A 287-nucleotide genomic window follows, 5' to 3' on the forward strand; every position below is an offset into this window, starting at 1 on the left:
CACTTCAAGCGCCTGACCATGATCGAGCTGTCGCTGGGCGACTCCGACCATCACCTGCAGCGTTTCATCGCGCAGCCGGGTTTCGCGACGGGCGCCATGGCATGAAGAAGAGCACATGGTATTTCGAGGACTTTTACGTCGGCCAGGAGATTGCCGTGGGCAGCCGCACCGTGAGCGAGGAAGAAATCATCGCCTTCGCCACCCAGTTCGACCCGCAGCCTTTCCACGTCGACCATGACGCGGCCGCGGGGTCCATCTTCGGCAGCGTGATCGCCAGCGGTTGGCAC

At 62.7% G+C, this 287-nt stretch carries 1 protein-coding gene; it reads left to right on the plus strand.

Annotated features, from left to right (window positions below):
• Window positions 1–101: 101 nt before the first annotated feature.
• Window positions 102–287: MaoC/PaaZ C-terminal domain-containing protein (locus F2P45_RS35145; RefSeq protein WP_267877398.1), on the plus strand; the 186-nt coding region annotated here is incomplete at its 3' end.

This window comes from Massilia mucilaginosa (genome assembly GCF_011682145.1).
Lineage (GTDB): Bacteria > Pseudomonadota > Gammaproteobacteria > Burkholderiales > Burkholderiaceae_D > Telluria_A > Telluria_A mucilaginosa.